Origin of the sequence: Bacillus sp. FSL K6-3459 (genome assembly GCF_038003305.1) — a bacterium.
Classification (GTDB): domain Bacteria; phylum Bacillota; class Bacilli; order Bacillales; family Bacillaceae; genus Bacillus; species Bacillus pumilus_O.
Map to the genome: position 1 here is coordinate 3,044,104 of NZ_JBBOOW010000001.1, position 18,000 is coordinate 3,062,103.

16 protein-coding genes and 1 pseudogene are annotated in these 18,000 nt (G+C 43.6%); 1 reads left to right on the plus strand and 16 read right to left on the minus strand.

All coding sequences use genetic code 11. The features are described from left to right. Positions 1-4: 4 nt before the first annotated feature. From nikC to MHI35_RS15675, 16 genes and pseudogenes are all read right to left on the minus strand, one after another. Positions 5-838, minus strand: a complete 834-nt coding sequence (gene nikC / locus MHI35_RS15600; protein WP_088001183.1) for a nickel ABC transporter permease subunit NikC — start codon at positions 836-838, stop codon at positions 5-7. After that, positions 835-1,779: a nickel ABC transporter permease subunit NikB gene (nikB, locus tag MHI35_RS15605; RefSeq protein ID WP_144502953.1), complete on the minus strand. Its 945-nt coding sequence runs from the start codon at positions 1,777-1,779 to the stop codon at positions 835-837. The genes nikC and nikB overlap by 4 nt, the downstream gene beginning before the upstream one ends. 18 nt (positions 1,780-1,797) lie before the next feature. Continuing rightward, complete coding sequence (gene nikA, locus MHI35_RS15610) at positions 1,798-3,420, minus strand: nickel ABC transporter substrate-binding protein (RefSeq protein WP_335349289.1); 1,623 nt, start codon at positions 3,418-3,420, stop codon at positions 1,798-1,800. Positions 3,421-3,569: 149 nt separating this feature from the next. After that, positions 3,570-4,748 (minus strand): DegT/DnrJ/EryC1/StrS family aminotransferase, encoded by a 1,179-nt coding sequence (locus MHI35_RS15615; protein WP_211063653.1) that lies wholly within the window; start codon positions 4,746-4,748, stop codon positions 3,570-3,572. Then, positions 4,748-5,434 (minus strand): acetyltransferase, encoded by a 687-nt coding sequence (locus MHI35_RS15620; protein WP_335349288.1) that lies wholly within the window; start codon positions 5,432-5,434, stop codon positions 4,748-4,750. The genes MHI35_RS15615 and MHI35_RS15620 overlap by 1 nt, the downstream gene beginning before the upstream one ends. Further along, on the minus strand, positions 5,397-5,990 hold the full coding sequence (locus MHI35_RS15625; protein WP_313960127.1) for a sugar transferase: 594 nt from the start codon (positions 5,988-5,990) through the stop codon (positions 5,397-5,399). The genes MHI35_RS15620 and MHI35_RS15625 overlap by 38 nt, the downstream gene beginning before the upstream one ends. Before the next feature lie 20 nt (positions 5,991-6,010). Then, complete coding sequence (locus MHI35_RS15630; protein WP_335349287.1) at positions 6,011-7,525, minus strand: MATE family efflux transporter; 1,515 nt, start codon at positions 7,523-7,525, stop codon at positions 6,011-6,013. Between the two features lie 28 nt (positions 7,526-7,553). Then, positions 7,554-8,582 carry a polysaccharide pyruvyl transferase family protein gene (locus MHI35_RS15635; RefSeq protein WP_144521871.1) on the minus strand — a complete coding sequence of 343 codons (1,029 nt, stop codon included), beginning with the start codon at positions 8,580-8,582 and terminating at the stop codon, positions 7,554-7,556. A gap of 515 nt (positions 8,583-9,097) precedes the next feature. Beyond that, positions 9,098-9,610 (minus strand): annotated as a pseudogene (locus tag MHI35_RS18940) (glycosyltransferase family 2 protein); the annotation flags it as partial. Between the two features lie 27 nt (positions 9,611-9,637). Then, positions 9,638-10,741 carry an EpsG family protein gene (locus MHI35_RS15645; RefSeq protein ID WP_335349286.1) on the minus strand — a complete coding sequence of 368 codons (1,104 nt, stop codon included), beginning with the start codon at positions 10,739-10,741 and terminating at the stop codon, positions 9,638-9,640. Positions 10,742-10,755: 14 nt separating this feature from the next. Continuing rightward, a complete protein-coding gene (locus MHI35_RS15650) occupies positions 10,756-11,886 on the minus strand; it encodes a glycosyltransferase family 1 protein (RefSeq protein ID WP_335349285.1) in 1,131 nt (376 codons plus the stop codon). Further along, on the minus strand, positions 11,879-12,718 hold the full coding sequence (locus MHI35_RS15655) for a glycosyltransferase family 2 protein (RefSeq protein ID WP_335349284.1): 840 nt from the start codon (positions 12,716-12,718) through the stop codon (positions 11,879-11,881). The genes MHI35_RS15650 and MHI35_RS15655 overlap by 8 nt, the downstream gene beginning before the upstream one ends. A gap of 2 nt (positions 12,719-12,720) precedes the next feature. Continuing rightward, positions 12,721-13,860, minus strand: a complete 1,140-nt coding sequence (locus MHI35_RS15660) for a glycosyltransferase family 4 protein (protein ID WP_335349283.1) — start codon at positions 13,858-13,860, stop codon at positions 12,721-12,723. Then, positions 13,826-15,700 (minus strand): polysaccharide biosynthesis protein, encoded by a 1,875-nt coding sequence (locus MHI35_RS15665; protein WP_335349282.1) that lies wholly within the window; start codon positions 15,698-15,700, stop codon positions 13,826-13,828. The genes MHI35_RS15660 and MHI35_RS15665 overlap by 35 nt, the downstream gene beginning before the upstream one ends. Before the next feature lie 165 nt (positions 15,701-15,865). Beyond that, entirely contained in the window at positions 15,866-16,549 is a 684-nt protein-coding gene (locus tag MHI35_RS15670; RefSeq protein WP_119125404.1) for a CpsD/CapB family tyrosine-protein kinase, read from the minus strand. Continuing rightward, the gene (locus tag MHI35_RS15675) at positions 16,539-17,270 is read right to left on the minus strand and encodes a YveK family protein (RefSeq protein ID WP_088001164.1); all 732 of its coding nucleotides are present in this window, start codon (positions 17,268-17,270) and stop codon (positions 16,539-16,541) included. The genes MHI35_RS15670 and MHI35_RS15675 overlap by 11 nt, the downstream gene beginning before the upstream one ends. 257 nt (positions 17,271-17,527) lie before the next feature. Between MHI35_RS15675 and slrR the strand changes: the two genes are divergently transcribed. Further along, a complete protein-coding gene (gene slrR / locus MHI35_RS15680) occupies positions 17,528-17,998 on the plus strand; it encodes an HTH-type transcriptional regulator SlrR (RefSeq protein WP_144471469.1) in 471 nt (156 codons plus the stop codon). Positions 17,999-18,000: the final 2 nt, after the last annotated feature.

The window sequence follows — 18,000 nt, forward strand, 5'->3', positions numbered from 1 at the left end:
TCCTTTACACTCGGCGTTTGATACCATATTTCTCTGAAAGGGCTTCTCCTAGTAAATTAAAGAGGACAACGACAGCCATGATGACAAGACCTGGATACAGCATCAACTGAGGATTCGTTTGAATATACGATTTCCCTTCATGAATCATCGCTCCCCATTCTGGCATAGGAGGCTGAACGCCTAATCCGAGAAAGGACATTGCTGAAATGTCCATAATCGCCCAGCCCATTTCAAGTGTGCCAATGACCGCGAGTGGCGGCAGGACATTTGGAATCATATGCTTTCTCATGATGTTCCAGTGAGATGTCCCGCTAATTTTCGCCGCGGCAATAAAGTTCTGTTCCTTTAAACTGAGTACCATTCCTCGGAAGACGCGAGCATAGTATACCCATTGTACAAGCATCAAAGCCAGCACAACTTGAGAAAGTCCAGGACCGAAGATGCCGACTAGTCCGAGGATCAGCACTAGGTTCGGGAATGCCATGATCCCGTCGCAGATTCTCATTAAGACGTGATCGATCCAGCCGCCTTTGTAACCTGATAACAACCCAACGATTAACCCAATGAATAAAGAAGAGAGAAAGATTAATAACGCACAGCCTAGTGAAACACGTGCACCATATAAAATTCGTGATAAATTGCATCGGCCTAATTGATCTGTCCCAAGAGGATACTCCCACGATGACCCCTTTAGCTTCATCGCTAGATTGACAGCCGCCGGATCATGCGGGGCAATCCACGGTGCACATATTGTGACAATCAGCAATAGACCAAGGAGCACCACGCAGATCGAGATCATCTTTTGATGAGAGAAGAGATATTTTCCTTTTGTCATCATGACTGGCGGCCTTCCTTTCTGGAAATACGGGGGTCAATGATCAGCTGAAGTAAGTCCACAATCAAGCTGCTCAAGATAAAGATACATGCTGCCATGAGGACATAGAATTGAATGACCGGCAGATCCCGATTAAAGATCGCTTCAATAAAGAAGCGTCCAAACCCGGGCCATGAAAAAACTGCCTCGACGATAATGGTTCCTGTGAGTAGCTTGCCAAGATTCACCCCAAGCCCTGTCAGCATTGGCGATATCGCAATTCTCAATACATGCTTGAACATGATCGACCGTTCCTTTAATCCTCTGATTCTCGCATATTGAACAAATGGCTCTTGCAGCGCCTCACTAACACTTGATCGTAAGAGCCTTGTATACATCGCAATTAAAGGGACGGCCAGTGTGACCGACGGCAGGATGAGATGCTCCCATGTTCCGACCCCTTCAACCGGTAGAAGATCGAGCTTCACTGAAAAAAAGAAGATGAGCAAATACCCCAAGACAAACGTCGGGATAGATGCTCCTAAGAAAGAAACGAGCCGGCTCACATGATCAACAATCCCATTTTTCCTCATGCCGCTGAAAAAGCCGAGTGGAATGCTGACACAGATAGCAATCAGTAGACTAGTTAGCGCCAATTGAATTGTCGCTGGTATTCTATAGATTACCTCATGAAGCACAGGCTGGTTAGACATATATGACTTGCCAAAATCAAGATGAATGACTTTTTCAATGGTGTGAAGATACTGCATATAAAACGGTTGATCTAAACCAAATTCACTTCGTTTTTGCGCTAATATTTCATCCGTTGGCTGGATATGAGCCGCTGCTAAATATGCCTCAGCCGGGTCAACTGGCGAAAGGTGAATCATACCAGTCGTGAAAAGAGTGGCTAATAAAAATACAGGGATGATTGATAGCATGCGTTTGACGATATAGCGGCCCATTTCCTAACCTTCCTTCTATTACTTCAGCTTAATACCTGTGAATGGATGTTCATCGCGATTTGCTGGGAACTCAAAGTCCTTCACATTTTTTTGATAAACGGCTGTCTTTTTAAAATAAGAGATTGGCACAATCGCGCCTTGATCCTGTAATGAAGATAAGACAGACGAATAAAGTGCTTTTCGTGTGTTTTCATTGGTTGTTGATGGAATTTCGCTCATTTCTTTGATCAGCTTGTCCTTATTTGGATAGGCTGAGATGGCTTCTTTGAACCCAAAACCATCTGATGAGACGACGTTCATAAATGTATGTGGATCATATGGTGCTCCGTAGTTGCTAAAGAAGTTCATATCAAACTTGTTGGCTTTAAAGCGCTGCACCTGTGTTGCCAGCTCCACACCTTCAAGTTTGACGCCAACACCGATGGCACCCCATTCTGCTTGAAGCGTCTCCGCCATCGCTTTTTGAATTGATTCTGCTGAATCATACATCATACTAAATTCAAGCGTTTTTCCATCTTTTTCACGAACAGTTTTTCCTTTTGGTAGTGTCCAGCCTGCTTCATCCAGCAATGCTTTCGCTTTGTCTACATCATATTGGAACGACTTCACCTTAATATCGGATGTGTAAGGCATGTTGGTCGGCAATATGTGATCTGCTTCATCCTCTAAGCCAGAGGTGACACCTTCTACCATTGATTTCTTATTGATCGCATATTGAAGGGCGTGTCGCACTTTCTCATCTGACAGCTGATCCACTTTTGTGTTCATGACAAGCTGTCTCGTTGCTACAGGCTCTGACATTTTTGTTTCATACTTGCCGCTTGCCTCTAACTGTTTGTAGGCATCTAAGCTAATGGTTCCTTCTCCGTAAAGGACATCTACATCACCTTTTTCAAATGCCATAACTCTCGTTTCCGCATCTGGAATGACCTTAACTTTGATTTCTTTGACCTTTGGTTTTTCTCCCCAATAATGATCATTTCGTTCGAAAATAGCATAGTCATCTTTTTGATATGTTTTTAATACCCAAGGGCCTGTCCCTACTGGCTTTTCAATTCCTTTTGATGTATCTCCGTTTTTAGGGAAGCCTGCTTCGCCTAGAAAACGAACCGGGCGGACAACGGCTAATTCTTGAACAGTTGGATAATATGGCTCTGTTAATGTGAGCTTAAACGTTTTCTTGTCTACTGCTTCTGTTTTTTTGATTTTTTTTATCACACCTAACCAGCTATGTATATCCTTGTTTTTCAAGATGGAATCAAAGTTCTTTTTCACAATGTTTGCATTAAACTCAGATCCATCTGAAAATGTCACTTTGTCTCTTAGATGGAACGTGTACACCTTGCCATCCTTAGACACATCCCATGATTTCGCTAATTCAGGTTTTAGCTTTCCATTCTTTTGATAGCTGACCAATGGCTCATAAATCATTGATTGTGCGAACAATTGTGATGGATTGTATACGTGCGGATTCATTTCGCCAATATCTCTCGGCCAAGCCATTGTAATCATGTCAGAATGATCCTTATCTCCACCTGCTCCATTGTTTGCTTGAGAGCAGCCTACTAATAAAAAGATAAGTAGGAAAGGGATGACTGTATTTATTTTAATTTTCGGAAAAAAATGGCTCCAAATCGACATAAGATGTTCCTCCTAATTGATGCTGATAATCATTTTCATTTTAAGGAGGAAGGTCCCCGTTGTCAATATCATATTTAAATCGAATTGACAATACTTATTCCTAATTATTCCTTTAATTGATGAATTTGATAAAAAGAGAGGCAGGCTGCTTATGAGTGAGCAGCCTGTGAAGAGGTGAATGTTTTTTTTCGCAGGGCATGACGAAGTATGTCAATGATACGATCCTGTTCAGCTTCTGTCATACTTGTTCCAGAGGGGAGACAAAGCCCTGTTTCAAATAACAACTCAGATACGGGAGTGCCTTTCGCAGCCGAATAAAAGAGGCAATCACGAAAGAGCGGCTGCTGGTGCAGCGGCTTCCATACACGCCTTGCTTCGATCTGTTCTTTTTCTAGTGCAGCAATGATGTCCACTGGAGATGTTTGCTTATCACTATCAATAGTCAATGTCGTCAGCCAACGGTTTGACTTGGTGTTTTGATATTCTGGCATGAAATAAAGACCTTCTACTTTAGATAACGCATCCTGGTATCGCTTAAAAATGTGGCGCTTTTGTTCAACACGCTCGTCTAATATTTCCATTTGAGCGATCCCGACGCCTGCTAAAAGGTTGCTCATGCGATAGTTGTATCCTATCTCTTGATGCTCATAATGCATCGCGCGCTCTCTAGCCTGTGAAGCGAGAAAGCGGCAGCGTTCGATCACAGCTTCATCATCACTCACAAGCATTCCGCCGCCTGACGTTGTAATGATTTTATTTCCATTAAACGAATAGACACCGAACCTGCCCATTGAGCCGCTTTTTTTTCCTTTATATAGAGCGCCTAACGATTCAGCCGCATCCTCAATGACTGGTACATCATATGCTTCACACAATGCCATGATCTCGTCCATTTTTGCGCTTTGTCCATATAAATGCACGACAATGACAGCACGGGGTCTTTTTCCAAGTCGTTTTGATTCGATAAAGGCTTTCTCTAAAGCAATCGGGCACATATTCCACGTATCCCTTTCAGAATCAATAAAAACAGGTGTCGCTTGTTCGTATAAAATCGGATTTGCAGTTGCCACAAATGTGAGGGTGGAACAAAAGACAATGTCCCCTTTTTGAACACCAATAAGCTTTAATGCGAGGTGAATGGCTGCTGTTCCAGAAGATAAAGCCGCTCCTGCCTTCACTCCTGCATAGCCCGCGACTGCCTGCTCAAATTCATTCACAAGAGGCCCAAGCGGTGCAATCCAGTTGCTCTTGAAGGCTTCCTCTATTTTCAAATACTCTTTTCCGCTCATATGCGGAGGTGATAAGTAAATACGTTTCCTTTCTTGCATCATTTCCCACCCTCTCTCCGATCTTTGATTTCTCTTGCAGGAATGCCTACAGCGACTTTCTGATCGTGTATATCTCTTGTGACTGCGGCTCCTGCGCCAATGATTGTCCAGCTTCCGATCGATGTCCCTGGAATCACAACAGCACCTGCCCCTATATGTGTACCCTTTCGTACAGACACACAGCCAGTTAACACTGCTCCTGGTGACAGATGCACAAACGATTCTAGTATACAATCATGCTCTACGATTGATCCTGTGTTGATAATCGCATGTTCACCGATTGCTGCATCTGCTTGAACGACTGCCGTTGCCATCACGACAGCTCCCTTTCCAATGATCGCTGATGGACTTACGAACGCCCGTGGGTGGATGAGTGTGGCAAATGCCGTGTTTTCAAAAGCGAGGCGTTCCTTTACTAACTGTCTGCTCTCATTTTGTCCGATCGCAATCAGCCATTTCATATGTGGCATTGCCTCTCTCAGCTCTTGACTCATAGAGATCGGTCCATACAAGATACTGTTTTTAGTCGTAGTTTCTTCAAATTGATCATCTAATACAGCGCATAATGAGTAATCGGGATGGGCAGCAATCATGTCTTGAATGACTTTGCTATGCCCACCAGCACCAATTAAACCAATCGGTTGCTCTTTACATATCGGTTCCTTTGAATTTTTCAGCTGTGGCATGATGCGGCTGCTGCACCCCCTCTGTTTTGATCACTTTCAGCAAGGTCATCCATAAAATTTTCATATCAAGCCAAAATGATTGATGCTCGACATACCAGAGGTCATAGGTGAATTTCTCCTCCCAGGAGATCGTGTTCCTTCCATTCACCTGTGCCCATCCAGTAATGCCAGGCTTGACGAGATGGCGCCTTGCTTGCTCCTCTGTATACATTGGCAAATACTCCATCAAAAGCGGCCTTGGTCCAACGAGACTAAGCTCTCCTTTTAGGACATTGACTAGCTGCGGCAATTCATCAAGACTGAGCTTGCGAATCAAGGCGCCGGTTTTTGTTAATCGAAGATGATCTGGCAGGAGCCCCCCATGCTCGTCACGTTCATCGGTCATCGTCCGAAATTTATACAGCATAAATGGCCGGCCATATAGACCAGGCCGCTTCTGCCGAAACAACACAGGCGTCCCAATTTTCCACCGAATGAGTCCATACAGCAGAAGAAAAAGAAGACTGCCTGCGATGAGCAGCGTCAATGCCACCATCACATCTAACATTCTTTTCATCATGAAATCTCCTTATCTCACTAGCGGGAAACAGCTTGTTTCACCTTACTCACCAGCTGCTGCCGCTCTCGTTTTGTTCCTGCAAATTGATACAAGTAGCCCATATAAAGAAAGAAACAAAAACCGCCAATACAAAACAGCTCCCACCATGAGGTCACGTCATAAATCGCTTGAATTCCTGCACAGACGCCCCAAATCATGAGCGCTCCTGCAAGTGGAACGATTGTATGTTTATAAAAGATGGTCCGTTTCTGTTTCGTGATGCGGGCCGTATAAAATGGCAGAAACACGATATTTTTGATCAATAAAACAATCGCTCCCGCTGAAGCAATGCCATATAAACCAAGCTGAAGCATATGAGTCAATCCATAGGCAAAAAGCACATTGGATACACCTAATATGAGCGTGACCACCGCCGGAACCTTCAATCGATTAAAAGCGGTCGGCACATATGTCAGCGGTAAAAACATCAAGGTCAAGCATAAATAAGCAGCATGAATCATGAGCAGCCATTTCAGCTCTTCAAAGGCAGGTCCAAGCCATAAAAGCATGAGCGGACCGGCAAGTCCTCCGAGCAGAGCGGCTGGAAACGCGACAAATAATCCGCTCCACTTAATGGCACTGGCTGCATATTGGATGAGACCTTCTTCATCTTGATTCGAGTAAAATTTCGTAATCGTTGGGGCAAACACAACCGTCAATGTTCCTGCGAGTGTGCGTAATAGTAATGGAAATTGTAATATCGCCGCATACTGTCCCGTCGCTTCCGCTCCAATGAGCAGATTCGTCATCAATAAATCAATCTGTAGAAATAGTAAAATCCCCATTTGCTCAAAAGAATGCCAGACCCCTGATCGAACAAGTGTGAGACTAGAAGATAGTGAAACGTGCCGCCACTTAAACGAAAACCAAGGGATAAGTTTTTTAAAATAATAGATACCTATTCCCATAGCCGCCAAGCTTCCTATCACAGCCGCAAGTGGAATATGCCAGATGGCGGGTGCCGTCCATGTAAACAGCATCACAATCATCAGTGCCCTCAAAAACATTTGAATGGTCTGACCAATACTTGATACATATAACTTATTCGCATAAAACGGCGCAGCCCCAATACCGGACATGACAAAATTGAGCATAAATAAAAGACCCCCTAATATAAAGGCGGTCTGTGTATCCTTTGCGAGATCACCAGGCACATGAAGCCACTCTACTAACTGGCGGGACATGAATAGACAAAACAGAAAAAGACTGATCGATAAAAAAATGGAACTGACGAAATAAGATGAGAGATAGCGCTGCGCCTTCTCGATTTCCCCTTTATGAGCCGCCACAGAAAAAAAGCGCACCACAACAGCACTTAATGAAGCCGTGATAACCGATAAATAGTTGATCATATTTTGCGTCAGATGGATTAAGCCGAATGCTTCGACTCCAAGTGTATGAACGATGTACGGCGTTAAACAAACAGACATTAGCATCATCAAGACAAACGTCATGATGTTTGCACTGGCGTTGTAAAGAAATGCTCGATTCATTTTGATTTCACGCAGCGTGTAAAAGCCTTCATCCAGCTTCCTCTCCCTTTTGTCCGCTCATTTTCATTAGCTGATGAATGGCTTCTTTCACAGACGTCTCATTCGGTTCTTTTAATAGCGTCAAAAACGGAAGATGAGCCACCCATTCATACCCTTCCATCACCTTATGATCAAACGACCTGAGGACAACGCACGGTGTATTTGTAATCGCACAAAAAATCATGCCGTGAAGCCGGTCTGTCACGACGACCTGTGCCTTACGTAACTCTGTCCATAAGGCAGATAATTCATCTAGGCGAGTCGTTCGATCAACTCGTTTGCCAATTGTCGTTGTAATCAAACCGACTTGATCATACGTCTCTTGAATATGCTGCTTTAGCTGCCGCCGCTCCTTTTCAGTGAGATACGCTTCCTTATCCTCTCGCAAACAAAGTAGAACCCCTTCACGTTTTGGTTCCTTAGTCGATTCATCTAATGTCAGCACCATATCAGGCTGTTTCCATACATCTTGATGAGGGAAATGCTGCTTCATCCAAGTGTAGGTTGTTTGATCTCTAGCCATGAGAAGCAACCTTGGATGGTGTTTGTATGTTTGAATGGCGCGGCGTTCCTCTCTTTTCCCTCTCTTTGTTTCTGTAAAATGGGCAGTTGCCGGCAATTGAATCACGGGGTAGGACTTGAAGGTTTTCATGATAAATTGTCTCGTCCATTCTTCATAACGGTATAAGTCTCCCATATTGCCCCCACCGATGATACAGACGATGTCCTCTGGATGCCGCATACGCTTTAACGGACGGGCGAGGCGATAGATCTCTTTCATGTCCACTTCCATGATATCGTAGGCGGGAAAGTGCTCTTTTAAAAAACAATAACTCGCATAGGCAATCGCATGATCTCCTAAATTATCATGGCCTGGCAGCAGCGTGAGAATGATTTTCTTCTGATGACTTCGCTCTGGCAGGCTTTGGCGGCTCAGTCGATATTCAAGCGGATATTTCACCTTTAAGAGCAGCCACTCTGCGACGTGCGCCTTCAATTGTTGCAATGTCAATCTCATCACCCCTATTTCCTTGTTTGATATTCGATCCATTTTTGATAGCTAGAAGCGGCGGCAGAAAGTGGATAGACCAGCCGGCACTTCGCAAGGAATAAGATCATTCGCTTTCGAGCAGTGAGCTTTGATGGTTCCACTTGTTTGACGGCATGCTGAAAAGCCTCGTCTGTCACCATTTCCCGCATGTGATCAAGCTTTTCCCGAAGAGAAAGTGCATTTTGGCTCTTCCATTCGTTGAGCATACAATGAAGGGTATGATTGACAATAAAAAAATCAAGCGCCTTCTCATACAAAAAGATGTCATCATATTCTGTCAAAAACAAGCGCTGCGCATGATAAAAGGTGAGTCCATGATGAAAATACTGCTTCTGATATCGTTGCACAATAGAAGACAGATGAACCCGGTAGTAATAAAGAGGCTCATGAACAAAGGCAATGCCGCGAGATAAAGAAAAACAGCGTAGCGTCACATATTGATCTTCTATGTTTTCAAGTTCCTCCCGCAGCGGAAATCGAATGTCGTGTTCTTCGATAAAGGCACGCCGATACAGCTTATTCCATGAGAACCCCGTGATGTCTCCGTGCAATAACGCTTCAATTAAACTTGTTTTTTCGGCTGATCGCTCGGCTAACAGCGTCGTTGATATGGTTCTCTTTGACTGTTCAAATTGAATCCAGTATTCACTGATTACTAGATCTGCGCCGGTCATTTTAGCTTTTTCATATAAGGCTTCGCAGTAATGTGGTGCGAGAACATCATCTGAATCAATAAAGGCAATATACGTGCCCTTTGCTTCTTCGATGCCCCGGTTTCTCACAGCGCCTAACCCTTGATTGGTTTGATGAATGACCCGAAACCGCTGATCTTGCGCAGCAAATGCTTCAAGATATTCTCCGCTACGATCTGTAGATCCATCATTCACGAGAATGACCTCTATATCTGAAAAACTTTGATCTACAATTGATTGAAGGCATTGCTCCAAATATTGACTCGTATTGTAGACTGCGACCAATAGACTGATAGCTGGCATGACAACATGCTCCACCTTTCTCAAAATCTACTTTGTAAATATCGTCCTGTACGGTAACACGGATGAATCGAACGGCATCAGCATGATGCTGTACAGAATATAGCAAACAGCAATCCCTACATAGATAAAGACATTAGACCGCTGATCAAAAATGCGTGTGAAATATGGCAGTAAAATAAGCTGATACAAACCAAAATAAATATGAAATCTTGCATAAATGACATCCTTTGTGGCAAGGATGCCAAACAAGAAACCGAGCAAACAAAAATTCACAACGTAATCACTCTCAGGCGTCAGCTCACGAAGCCGTTTTCGATAAAAGAAGGCAAGCAAAAGCGGCAAAATCAATACACCGATTTTTGTCACATTCATTCCATTTGTATTCGTTGTAAGCCATTCCTCGTAATGCCCATATGAACTGCCTTGCAGCATCACGACAAAAACGGAAACAAAGCGGTCATAAAGAGCGGTTAACCCTAAAAAAATCATGCATAAGACTAGCATCATCCATGACCACGATTTTGTTCTCACGATAAAATACACAGGAATCATGATGAGTGCCGATGAATGAAACAATGAACATACGAGGACAAGCGGAAAATACAATTTCCACTGACCATTGATCACAAGACGGATGGCATAAAAAAGAATCGCTGCCACCATATATTGACGCATGCCATTAAACGAAGCGTAATAATGAAAGGTGCCGAGAAAAAGCAGCATACTCAGTTCAAAGGGACGGCCATATTGAATGAGCGTCTTGATGATAAAAAAATAGGTGATCGCCCCAACTGTTATATACATGATTTGCGGATCATGGGACAATTGATTGAGCATCCATAAAATAAACGTAAATCCTGGGTCAGTAGCCGCCTTGTCCACACCAAACCCGAAGATATGCCAAGGCTTTTCATAATTGATGGAGAACTCATACATCTGTCCATATGTGACAAAATCGGTTCCTACTTTGTACCGAATACCTGCGACAATACAAAGAAACAAAAACGGAAATAACACGAGAATCTTGTTAGGCCGCCATCCGCTTTGAATGGTATCATCACGCCTGCCGTAAAATGCAGCAAAACTCGACCATAAATAGACCATGATCATGTTCACCAAATATACCGCCATCTGCCATTCCTTCCTTACAGTCCATATCCATTCATCACACGTGTGATGTTCTGTTTGACATCAAATCCTCTTTGTTCAAGCTGGGACATAATGGTCTCTTGAAGAGGCGGCTCTGCATGATACGCTTCAAGCACCGCCTTCATCCATTCATGTGCGGAATCCCGCAGCGACATTCTTTTCACAAGACCGCAGCCTAAATCTACTTCCTCTGTAATATGATCTGAAATCACACAAGGCAATCCAGATGCCTGTGCTTCCACTAAAACGAGCGGAAGTCCTTCAAACAAGGAAGGCATGACAAAAACATCAAATGCTTTCATATATTCTGGAACGTCTGATACGACGCCTGTAAAGACAATGTCGTCTAACAAGCCGGCCTTGTCCGCATACGATTCAACCACCTGCCTCAGCGGTCCATCCCCTACAAGGACCAGCTGAAATGAGACTCCCTGCTTCTTTAAGGTCTGTGCCAGTTCCATAAAAAAAACGTGATTTTTTTGTTCATGAAAGCGGCCAATATGACCTATCACCATGCTCTTTTCGTGAAGACCTAGCTGCTTCTTGATCTTCACCTTTTCTTCTGGATCAGGCTGAAAGAAAAGGGATAAATCAATCCCATTCGGCAGCACCTCAACCTGTCCATTCTTCATTTTTTTCTGACCAAATAAAAAGGCACCGGCATCCTCACCGCATGCAACAAGCTTTGTAGAAAATGCAAAAATCAGCTGACGAAACCCTTTGAGCATCATATGGTCTACCCCATTTGGCGACTGTTTCCAAGCAGTATTATGCGAATGACAAATGCGTACCTTCACACCCGCCAATTTCGCAGCAAGGGCAGAGAAGCCTGTTTGAAAATCTGTATGTGCATGCACTGCTTGATACGGCCCTGTTCGCTTGATTGTCTTTGTCAATGTTCTGACAAATGCCAAAGGGGAGGAAGCTCCAATACTCGGGACATAAAAAATACGTCCGCCGAGTTTCTGAATTTCCTCATCATAATCACAGACATCCTTCCGGTGGGTAATAAAGTCAAATTGAAGGACATTTCGATCGAGTGCTCGATAGATGTTCATGATCATCGTTTCAGCTCCGCCGCGGTTCATCCCGCCCACAATATGAAGGACACGCTTTGGCTCACTCATCCCGAATCGGCCTCCTTTTCAACAAAGACGCCTCTAGCTTCCGCTGGTGATAAAATTTCATGATCTTCGGTGATAAACAGGCGCGGACTACCGGCTTTAGCGCAAACAGATAATGAATCGGTGACAATTTTAATATCCAGCATGCTTTCAAAACGAGCCAAGCATTATCTATTGAATATTGAAATTTACGACGCTGAAAAGCCGCTTCATCCTCTCTCACAAGGTATAACGGCTCTTGTAAATTAAAGCCTTTTCTCCCCTCAGCAAAAAAACGAATCCACAGATCGATATCTTCCATCCGCCTCGTTGTTTTCACAGAGCGATATCCATTTAAAGCATTGTACGTAGCAGCCCTCATCATAATGGTTCCATGACAAAAAGGCGTCCCTCTTGCCAGCACTTTTCGATCAGGCGCTGAAATCAGTGCACGTACACCTTTTGTACCCGATTCATCAAACACGGTCATCGCCGTCCCGACCACATCATATTCAGGATGTGTTTCAAGAAAATGCACCTGTTTTTCTAAACGATCAGGTACTGATATATCATCACCATCCTGCCTTGCAATTAAATCTCCCCTCGCTTCAGCTAGACAGCGATTTAGACTGGCAGCGAGCCTTTGATTATGCTCATTGCGGATAAGGCGAATTCTTTCAGGGTCTCGTTTTGTATAAGACAGTACTTTTTCATAGGTGCCGTCTGTTGAAGCGTCATCACATATGATGAACTCCCAGTTGTCATATGTTTGATGAAGAATGGATTCAATACTTTCTTCTACTGTGTCTTGGCAATTGTAGACGCCCATGATGATAGACACCTTTGGCTTATGCATGCTCACATCACCTTCTCTGCTTGATCCATATAAGTTGTATAAATTTCTTCCATCGCACTCACCGTCTGCTCTTGCGCAAATGCATGTGCTAAGGATCGCCCTGCTTTTCCCATGAGGGGCAGCTGATCGCTTTTGTGATAAAGCTGGTGCAAATATTCAGCCAAGTCATTCACATCATGCGGTTTGACTAAAAAACCATTTACGCCATGTTTGATCAGCTCACAGTGTCCTCTATTCTCTGTTGCAATGACCGGCTTTTCCGCAGACATTGCTTCTAGCAGATTCATGCCAAGCCCTTCTCTCAAGCTAGTCGACACACATACATCACTCAAATGCATCCATTCCTCAATTTGTTTGCAAAAACCAGCAAAGTGGACATGCTTTTCAAGATGGAGGTCGTGAACCAGCTTTTCATACATCGGCCGCATGGCCCCTTCCCCGGCAAACACGATCTTCACATTTGGTATTTTCCTATATAACTGGGCACATGCTTTGATGAGCATCCCTTGGTTTTTATTCGCATTTAATTCGCCAGCGCACAGCACAATAAAATCTTCTGAAGAAAAGCCATGGACTGCACGAAGACGGTGCTTTTCTTTTTCATTAACTGGTGCAAATCGTTTCATATCCACACCCATACCAGGAACATAATAGACAGATGCCCGCTCTTTTGATAGACGATCAGCTCTTTTAAAATCTTCTCCATTAATGGTGATCAGAGCGTCTGTATGACGAGCGAGCCATCGCTCAATCGGATAATAGAGCAGCCAGTTTTGAAGCGGCGCTCCTTGCCAAAAGTGAAAACCATGTGCTGTGTAAAGAACCTTCGTCCCTTTTCTGCGCGCGCTTTTGGCTGCAAGTCTTCCAATCACACTGCCCATTGGTGTGTGACAATGGATGAAGTCGTAGTGCTCTTTCGCTAACAGCTTCTTCAGCTCCACATACGCAAGCCGGTTGTGCACATGAAAAGGAGAGCGCTGAATCGGAATCGAATGCGCTTGATCCACATAGGGAAGCTCAAGCTGACCATTTGCCGCTGTATGCACTTCCCATCCTTGTTCCTGAAACCACCGGAAATACGGAAGGTGGAATGCCTGAAAATGATAGTCAACCGTTGCGCAAAACAAGACTTTTTTCTTCATCGGCAAGCGCTTCCCCCTCTCTTGTCATCGGTTCAGACAACAAATCATGCGATTCGATGGCAGCAAACAATGCTTCTCTCATTTGCTCTTCACTCATCATGTCAAATTCATGGATAAAGCGGTTCAGCACATATGGGTCCCCATCCAGCGCATGGCCGATATGAATTTTCGGGAAAATTTGTTCCTGTGCTTTTTCATGTTGGTTGAGTAATTCCTCATACATTTTCTCCCCAGGACGAATGCCTGAGAACGTAATCGGAATCTGGTCTGTGGTGTAGCCTGAGAGGTGAATGAGGTTTTCTGCGAGGTCGACAATTTTCACTGGCTCCCCCATATCTAATACAAAAATCTGTCTTCCTTCTGCTAGGGCTCCCGCTTGAATGACAAGTCTTGATGCTTCTGGAATGGTCATAAAATATCTTGTCATGGCTGGATGGGTGACCGTGACTGGCCCGCCTTGTTCGATCTGTTTCTTAAAAATTGGGATAACGCTTCCCCTGCTTCCGAGTACATTTCCAAACCGAACCGCAACAAATTTTGTGTCACTGCTTGCCCCCATTTGCATGATTAGCATTTCAGCAAATCGTTTTGTGGCGCCCATGACATTGGCAGGATTGACCGCTTTGTCAGAGGAAATGAGGACAAATGTTTCAATGCCATGCTCATGTGCCGCTTCTGCGACATTTTTTGTCCCGATAATATTGTTTTTCACTGCTTCTTTTGGACTGATCTCCATGAGCGGGACGTGCTTATGTGCCGCGGCATGATAGATCATATCTGGCTGAAACTGACCAACGATTTCACTCATTTTCTGTTTATCTTGGATATCCGCAATTTGCGGATAGAGACTGATGGTGTCCCCATAAATTTCTTTCAGCTCTAGTAAAATAGAATGAATGCTAAATTCTCCATGTCCCACAAGCACAATCGCTCGAGGAGCAAATACACAAATTTGACGACAGATTTCTGATCCAATCGATCCGCCTGCCCCCGTGACCATGATCGTTTTTCCCTTTAAATGAGCAGATAGACGGCTTGAATCTAATTGAATCGGTTCTCTCCCTAATAAATCTTCTGGCTGTACATCTCGTAATTGATTCAGCGCATGGGTTCCTTTTAAAATCTGCTCCATCTCCGGCATGATCTGCGTTTTGACCCCAGTCGCTACGCACTCCTTATACAGCCCTTTTAACGTATGGCTGCTTTTGGACGGAATGGCGATGATGATTTTTTGTATATCCATCATCACAACAGCTGTTTGAATCTGTTCTTTTCCTCCTAGAACAGGCAGTCCCATGATTTCAAGCCTATGCTTCGTCTTGTCATCATCTATGAAGGCCACTGGTTCAATATGTACATCACTCGATTGCTGAAGCTGACGTACAATGATGGTCCCAGCTGATCCGGCGCCAATGATTAAGGCCCGCTCTTTTTCTACCTGCAGTCGCTTTGCTCCATCATGAAATAGCCGAGACGCCATTCTAGATGCACCGATGAATAATACGTGGAAAAGCCACACAATGAATAAAAAACGAAAGGGCCATGTCTGCACGAAAAGGTACAGCGTTACCATTGAAAATAAAAAAGAACATACAAAGGTCTTCATTAAAGAAAATAGCTCTCTTACTCCTGTATAAGCCCATACTTGCTTGTACACATGAAAAATATACGAAAACAAATGGTGCCCAATGAGTAGACTGAGCGAAGAAATGACGAGCATTTCAAATGTATACACAGTTAACGCCGCTTCTTGGACAAATTGAAAGCCAAAAAAGACAGCCACTAAGATGAGATATGAATCTAGTGCCACGATGATTGATAATCTTTGGGCGTAAGTCAACGCTCCTCCCCCTTTTTAAAGCATCTCTATTCTTACGTAAAATGGGCATCAAACCCGTCCTCACATCCCACTATTGATGACGAGCATCTAAGGCATTGGTCATGCCCACAGCAGGATCGAGTGCCTCCATTGTTAAAGATTAGGAGACATCACCTATCAATCTTGTTAATACATATACAGCCTTCCCTTTTTCTCTTTCTTGCCATTTAGCATAGCCCCAAGCAGTTTGCCTGTTGTCCCGTCTAATACTTCTTTTGATTTCTTCACTGCAGCTATCTTTGTTTTGCCGCTTAAGACAACAAGAATGCTTCCATCTGTCCGGTTTGCTAGGATCTTTGCATCGGCTACTGGCAGAAGCGGCGCAGAATCCACAATCACCATGTCATATTGCTGTTCGATTTCATAAAACAGCTGCTTCATGACAGAAGAGGAGAGCAGCTCGGCTGGGTTCGGTGGAATGGTTCCGCTCGGAAGCAGCTCTAAATGCTCAATGGGTGTGGGTAAAATGGCTTCCTCCAAGCTGCAATTATTTAATAGCACATTGGTCAAACCCGTGTGATGACTCAGGTCAAAATATTCATGAACAGCCGGCTTTCGCAAATCAGCATCCATGAGCAGCACCCGCTTTTTCTGCTGTGCAAAAACAGCTGCTAGATTTGCAGCCGTAAATGATTTCCCTTCCTTCGGCAAGGAGGATGTCACCAATATGGATTTCAGCCTTGTTTGAATCGATGTGAATTCAATATTAGTTCGGATCGTACGAAATTGTTCTGCTATGACAGAGTGAGGATTTAATACAGAAATACAGGATAAATCTCTCTTTTCTCTTTTTTTCCTCTTAAAGATCAATGTTCTGTCCTCCTGTTATGACGGACTGCTTGTCTTTTTTTGCCCTCCTGTCTGCCTGCATCTGATAGACGCTACCGAGCGACGGCAATCCGATCTCTTCTCTTATTTGATGTGTTCGTTTTACAGTATCATCGAGTAGGTTCATTAAGAAAATGAGTGTTATCCCCCCTAATAAAGAGGCGCCTAGTGCCAGTACGATATGAACAAATTTTCTTGAATTCATGAGAATCGTATTGGACAGCTTGGCTTCAGACAAAACATTAATGCGATCCATATTCATTGTTTTTTTGATTTCTTCTTGCAGTACCTCTGTTGCAGTATTTGCGATGGCAACTGCCTTTGCGCGATCCACATCTTGTACAGAAATATTGATGACCTCAGACTCATTTTCTGTACTTGTGGCAATTTTGTGTTTTAATCCTTCAGCTGATTCTGTGAGGTTGAGTGTTTCTTTTACTTTTTCAATGACGATTGGACTTTTTAATAAAACTTGAAAGGTACGTGTATATTGAAGGTTCATCTGAATATCGTTTAAATCTGCTTGTGCGTCATTGCTGCGTTTATGAACAAGAATTTGAGTGGTTGCCTGATATACAGGAGTCGAGACATAGAACTGATAGTAGGCTGAAATGCCCGTTACGATCAGGACAATCAGGATCAGAAGGGCCATTTTCTCTTTAATGACAGAAAACAGCTGCTTAAAACCTATATTCTCATTCATAGATACCTCCCGATTTCATCATAAAAAGGTTATATATGGTTTCTTTTTGTTAATGATTGGATTATAAAAGATAATACCCGCAAAGAAAAATGTCATAATAGGTCTTATAGTTCTTTTTAAAGAACGAAATCGTTCGTTTTCTTTTGTTTACTTCCTGATTCTTACGTTTTTGAATTTTATAAAGAACAATTAATTTCTTATAATGAACGAAAAGGTCGCACTACGATTCGCCAGGGAGAAGGGAGATCATTGATCGAATGATAGGAAAGGTGATACGCATTTACCGAAAGAGGAAAGGATACTCCATTCAGCAGCTGGCTGAAGATGCCCATGTCTCTAAATCGTATTTGAGTAAGATTGAGCGCGGTGTCCACAGAAATCCATCTGTCCAGTTTTTAAAAAAGGTATCCTCTTCACTAGAGATTGATTTACAAGAGCTATTTGATGCAGAGACGATGATGTTTCATGACGCTGAGAGTGGTGAACACGAATGGCGGGAGCATATCGTCAATGCCGTCCAATCCGGCATGCCAAAAGAAGAACTCTATCAGCTGCTCCAAACGTCTCGAAAGGAGCAGGAAGAAAGAACGTTACATGTCACGCATAGAAAGCTGACGGATTCGAATATATCAGAGTGGAAGCGTCTGATGAGTGAAGCGAAGGCTATCGGCTTAAGCATTGAGGAAGTAAAAGCATTCCTCGCCAACATGGGAGAACGACGGGCGTAAGC

Bases quoted from the DNA above. Each gene is read 5' to 3' on its own strand.
- nikA (WP_335349289.1), bottom strand. From the start codon at position 3,420: ATGTCGATTTGGAGCCATTTTTTTCCGAAAATTAAAATAAATACAGTC.
- MHI35_RS15650 (WP_335349285.1), bottom strand. From the start codon at position 11,886: ATGAGTGAGCCAAAGCGTGTCCTTCATATTGTGGGCGGGATGAACCGC.
- nikB (WP_144502953.1), bottom strand. From the start codon at position 1,779: ATGGGCCGCTATATCGTCAAACGCATGCTATCAATCATCCCTGTATTT.
- MHI35_RS15615 (WP_211063653.1), bottom strand. From the start codon at position 4,748: ATGCAAGAAAGGAAACGTATTTACTTATCACCTCCGCATATGAGCGGA.
- MHI35_RS15675 (WP_088001164.1), bottom strand. From the start codon at position 17,270: ATGAATGAGAATATAGGTTTTAAGCAGCTGTTTTCTGTCATTAAAGAG.
- slrR (WP_144471469.1), top strand. From the start codon at position 17,528: ATGATAGGAAAGGTGATACGCATTTACCGAAAGAGGAAAGGATACTCC.
- MHI35_RS15630 (WP_335349287.1), bottom strand. From the start codon at position 7,525: ATGAATCGAGCATTTCTTTACAACGCCAGTGCAAACATCATGACGTTT.
- MHI35_RS15625 (WP_313960127.1), bottom strand. From the start codon at position 5,990: ATGAAAAGAATGTTAGATGTGATGGTGGCATTGACGCTGCTCATCGCA.
- MHI35_RS15645 (WP_335349286.1), bottom strand. From the start codon at position 10,741: ATGGCGGTATATTTGGTGAACATGATCATGGTCTATTTATGGTCGAGT.
- MHI35_RS15635 (WP_144521871.1), bottom strand. From the start codon at position 8,582: ATGAGATTGACATTGCAACAATTGAAGGCGCACGTCGCAGAGTGGCTG.
- MHI35_RS15655 (WP_335349284.1), bottom strand. From the start codon at position 12,718: ATGCATAAGCCAAAGGTGTCTATCATCATGGGCGTCTACAATTGCCAA.
- nikC (WP_088001183.1), bottom strand. From the start codon at position 838: ATGATGACAAAAGGAAAATATCTCTTCTCTCATCAAAAGATGATCTCG.
- MHI35_RS15620 (WP_335349288.1), bottom strand. From the start codon at position 5,434: ATGCCACAGCTGAAAAATTCAAAGGAACCGATATGTAAAGAGCAACCG.
- MHI35_RS15660 (WP_335349283.1), bottom strand. From the start codon at position 13,860: ATGAAGAAAAAAGTCTTGTTTTGCGCAACGGTTGACTATCATTTTCAG.